At 67.4% G+C, this 4,327-nt stretch carries 4 protein-coding genes and 1 pseudogene; all 5 read right to left on the reverse strand.

Annotated features, from left to right (window positions below; all coding sequences use genetic code 11):
- A pseudogene (locus B2W70_RS13430) lies at positions 1-224 on the reverse strand (long-chain fatty acid--CoA ligase); the annotation flags it as partial.
- Between the two features lie 38 nt (positions 225-262).
- On the reverse strand, positions 263-1,396 hold the full coding sequence (locus tag B2W70_RS13435; protein ID WP_286746403.1) for an acyl-CoA dehydrogenase family protein: 1,134 nt from the start codon (positions 1,394-1,396) through the stop codon (positions 263-265).
- 10 nt (positions 1,397-1,406) lie between these two features.
- Entirely contained in the window at positions 1,407-2,597 is a 1,191-nt protein-coding gene (locus B2W70_RS13440) for an acyl-CoA dehydrogenase family protein (RefSeq protein ID WP_286746405.1), read from the reverse strand.
- 12 nt (positions 2,598-2,609) lie between these two features.
- Entirely contained in the window at positions 2,610-3,824 is a 1,215-nt protein-coding gene (locus B2W70_RS13445; protein ID WP_286746407.1) for an acetyl-CoA C-acyltransferase, read from the reverse strand.
- A gap of 76 nt (positions 3,825-3,900) precedes the next feature.
- Positions 3,901-4,327: 3-hydroxyacyl-CoA dehydrogenase family protein (locus B2W70_RS13450; RefSeq protein WP_286746410.1), on the reverse strand; the 427-nt coding region annotated here is incomplete at its 5' end.

Genomic DNA, 4,327 nt, shown 5'->3' on the forward strand with positions numbered 1-4,327 from the left:
CGGTCGCCGCGCTGCACGCCCGCCACCTGTTGCAGCCAGCCGGCCAGCCATTCGGTCTGCTGCCTGAACTGCCCGTGCGTGACGACGCTGTCGTAGAACACGAGGCAGGGCTTGTCGGGGTGGCGCTCGGCCGAGGCCGCGACGTTGGCCCACAGGTGCGTCTGCGGAAAGTCCAGCGAGCGGGGCACGCCGCTGGGCCAGTGCTTGAGGTGGCGGTCTGACATGGCGGCGATGTTACGTGCGCTGCGGGTGGTGACGTGGATCAGGCCGCGCGGCCCAGTTCGATGAAGCGCGCCAGGTGGTGGTCTTCGTCGCCCAGCTGGTGGTCGATGAGGATCAGGCGCTTGGCGTGGTGGGCCAGCGCCAGCTCCCACGTCATGCCGATGCCGCCGTGCAACTGAATCGCCTCTTGCGCCACCAGCGTGCCGATGCGCCCGATGCTGACCTTGGCCGCCGACAGCGCTCGCTCACGGGCGATGCGATCACTGCCCAAAGCCGCCGCCGCGTTGATGACCGCCGAGCGCGCCTGCTCGACCTCCAGCAGCACGTCGGCCATGCGGTGCTGCAGGGCCTGGAAGCTGCCGATGGGCACGCCGAACTGCTTGCGCGTCTGCAGATACTCGATGGTCATGCGCTTGGCGGCCTCCATCGAGCCCAGGCTTTCGGCGCACAGGGCCAGGATGCCTTGCCCGATCGCGTGCTCCAGCGTGGCGTGGCCGGTGCCCGCTTCGCCCAGCAGGACCGAGGCCGGCAGGCTCACCTGGTCGAGCGTGACGTCGGCGGTGCGGCCGCCATCGTGCGCGGCAAAGCCCCTGAGCGTGAGGCCCGGGGCTTTGGTCGGCACGATGAACAGCGCGATGCCATCGGCCGAATCCACCTCGCCCGACACACGCGCCGATACCACCAGCCAGTCGGCCTGGTCGCCCAGCGGCACCGCCGTCTTGCGGCCTTGCAGCAGCCAGCCATCGGCATTGCGATCGGCCTGCGTGGTCACATGTCGGATGTCATGGAAGGCGCAAGGCTCTTCATGCGCCAGCGTGGCGACCTGGCTGCCGTCGATCAGGCTGCCCAGCAAGGCTTTCTGCTCGGCGTTGCCCGCATGGGCCACGGCGCTGCCGGCCAGCAGAACCGGCAAGGCGGGCGTGAGCGCCAGGCCGCGCCCGATGGCCTCGAACACCACGGCGATGTCGAAGCCCTGCCCGCCATAGCCACCATCGGCCTCGGTGAACAGCGCGCCCGCGGCACCCACGTCGCACAGCTGTTGCCAGGCGCGGCGGTCAAAGCCTGTCGATTGCTTGACGGTGGCCATGCGGGCCTCGAAACCCATCTGCTCGCTGATGAAGCGGCTGAGCGTGTCCGCCAGCATGCGGCGGTCTTCGGTGTGTTGGAAGTTCATGTTCGCGTCCTCACAGGCCCAGGATCATCTTGGCGATGATGTTCTTCTGGATCTCGTTGGAGCCGCCGAAGATCGACAGCTTGCGGTTGTTGAAGTACTGGGGCGTGGCGTGCAGCGCCTCGGGTTGCGCGCCAGCCGGTCCGGCCTCGCCTTCTTCGATGAAAGCCAGCGCGTGAGGGCCCATGGCTCGGCGCAACAGCGCGTTCAGCTCCTGCCTGATCACCGTGCCCTTGATCTTGAGCATCGAGCTTTCCGCACCGGGGGCGCCGCCGCCCGCCACCGCTGCGATCACGCGCAGGTTGGTGGTCTTCATGTTCTCCAGCTCGATCTCGACGTGCGCCATGCGGGCTGCGAACAAGGGGTCGTCGGCCAGGGGCCTGCCGTTCTTCTTGACTCGCTGCGCGACCGACTTCAGCCGCTCCAGCGCCGCCACCGAGAAGCCCACGCCCGCGATGTTGGTGCGCTCGTAGGTCAGCAGGAACTTGGCGCAGGTCCAGCCTTTGTGCTCTTCGCCCACCAGGTTGGCCACGGGCACCTTCACGTCGGTGAAGAAGACCTCGTTGACCTCGTGCTCGCCGTCGAGTGTGATGATGGGCCGCACCTCCACGCCGGGCGTGGCCATGTCGATCAGCAGGAAGCTGATGCCTTCCTGCTTCTTGGCCTCCTTGTTCGTGCGCACCAGGCAGAAGATCATGTCGGCGTGGTGGCCCAGCGTGGTCCAGGTCTTCTGGCCGTTGACGACATAGGACTCGCCCGTTGCGTCTTTGACCGCCGTGGTCTTGACTGAGGCCAGGTCCGACCCCGCGCCGGGTTCGGAGTAGCCCTGGCACCACCAGTCCTCGCCGCTCAAGATGCGCGGCAACCAATGGCGCTTTTGTGCCTCGCTGCCGTACTTGATGAGCACAGGGCCCAGCATGTTCACGCCGAATGGCACGGTGCGCGGGCAGTGCGCCAGCGCGCACTCGTTGTCGAAGATGAACTTCTGCACGGCGCTCCAACCGGTGCCGCCCCATTCGCGCGGCCAGTGGTTGGCCAGCCAGCCGCGTGCATTCAGGATGGCGTGCCAGCGCTCGTGGTCGGCCTTGCTCAGGTGGCGGCCTTCGCGCACCTTGTCGGTCAACTCGGCGGGCACCTTCTCGCGCAGGAAGGCGCGCACCTCTTCGCGGAAGGCCCGTTCATCGGGAGTGAAACTCAGGTCCATGGCGAGTCTCCTTCAAAAAATTTCGAACAGCCCGGCCGCGCCCATGCCACCGGCGATGCACATCGTCACCACGGCCCACTTCACGCTGGGGTCCTTCGCCTTGCGGCGCCGACCTTCGAGCAGCACCGTGCCCACCAGCCGCGCGCCCGTCATGCCAAACGGGTGCCCGATCGAGATGGCGCCGCCATTCACGTTCAAGCGCTCATCCGGGATGCCGAGCTTTTGTTGGCAGTAGATCGACTGCGAGGCAAATGCCTCGTTCAGCTCCCACAGGTCGATGTCGTCGACCTTCAGCCCGTGCCGCGCCAGCAGCTTGGGCACCGCGAACACCGGCCCGATGCCCATCTCGTCGGGCTCGCAACCCGCCACCGCCAGGCCACGGAAGGCGCCCAGTGGCTGCAGCCCCAGGCGCTCGGCTTCACGGCGCTCCATCAACACGCAGGCCGAGGCGCCGTCGGACAGCTGCGATGCGTTGCCCGCAGTGATGAACTGATCGGCCCCGCGAACCGGCTCCAGCTTGGCCAGCGCCTCGTACGTGGTGCCGGGGCGGTTGCAGGTGTCATGGTCGATCGTGGCCTGCTGGTGCGTCACCTCCTTGGTGACTTTGTCTTGCACGGCCATGGTGGTCGCGATGGGCACGATCTCGTCGCGGTAGCGGCCGGCTTCCTGCGCTTCGGCCGTCTTGCGCTGGCTCTCCACCGAGAAGCGGTCCTGCGCTTCGCGCGAAATGCCATGACGCTGCGCCACGATGTCGGCGGTTTCGATCATGGCCATGTACAGCGCGGGCTTGTGTTCGACGATCCACGGGTCGAGCCCCGAGTTGCCGTCTTCGCGCGTGCGGATGCCCGAGATGCTCTCGATGCCCCCCGCGATCATGGCCGGTGCGCCTTCGACCACGATGCGCCCGGCCGCCATCGCGATGGCCTGCAGGCCCGAGGCGCAGAAGCGGTTCACGGTGGTGCCCGCGATGCTCAGCGGCAGTTCGCTGCGCACGATGCTTTGCCGCGCGATGTTGCGGCCCGTGGTGCCTTCCGGGTAGCCGCAGCCGAGGATGCAGTCCTCGATCAACCCAGGGTCGATGCCCGCACGTTCGAGCGCAGCTTTCACCGCGAGCGACGCCAGCGTGGGCCCAGGTGTGATGTTGAGTTCACCTCGGTGCGACTTGGTCAGCGGTGTGCGGGCGGTCGAGACGATCACCGCTTCGCGGCTGTGTTGAGAGGGGTGCATGGTGGCCTCGTGTTTGAGGTGTTCGGATGTCGGGAGGGCTGGCGGGCCCTGGTGGCGGTCGATGCTGTCGGCGAGTTCAACCGCTGTTCAGCGAATCGAATCCGAGGCCCTCGGCCACCAGCCTCTCCAGCAAGGCCGACGGTTGCCAGAACAGCGCATCGGCCTGAGTGAACTCGCGGATGTCCGCCAGGATCTTCGCCAGGCCCACCTGGTCGGCGTGCCACATCGGCCCGCCCTTGCTGCGCGGGAAACCGTAGCCGTGCGCCAGCGTGACATCCACGTCCAGCGGACGCAAGGCGATGCCCTCGTCGACGACCTTGGCTCCTTCGTTGACCATGGCTGCAAGGTAGCGGCGCGCCAGCTCTTCGCGCGTGAAGGTGCGGGGCGTGACGCCGGCCTGGCGACGCTCTTCGTCAATGATCAGCGCGACGTCAGGGTTCGCAGTCCCCGTGCGTGAACCGGCTTCGTACACGTACCAGCCGCGCCCCGTCTTCTGCCCGAAC

This window comes from Aquabacterium sp. UBA2148, assembly GCF_002328915.1.
GTDB classification, from domain to species: domain Bacteria; phylum Pseudomonadota; class Gammaproteobacteria; order Burkholderiales; family Burkholderiaceae_C; genus Aquabacterium; species Aquabacterium parvum.

Excerpts from the sequence above, each read along its gene's own strand:
- B2W70_RS13435 (WP_286746403.1), bottom strand. The coding sequence starts at position 1,396 with ATGAACTTCCAACACACCGAAGACCGCCGCATGCTGGCGGACACGCTC.
- B2W70_RS13440 (WP_286746405.1), bottom strand. The coding sequence starts at position 2,597 with ATGGACCTGAGTTTCACTCCCGATGAACGGGCCTTCCGCGAAGAGGTG.
- B2W70_RS13445 (WP_286746407.1), bottom strand. The coding sequence starts at position 3,824 with ATGCACCCCTCTCAACACAGCCGCGAAGCGGTGATCGTCTCGACCGCC.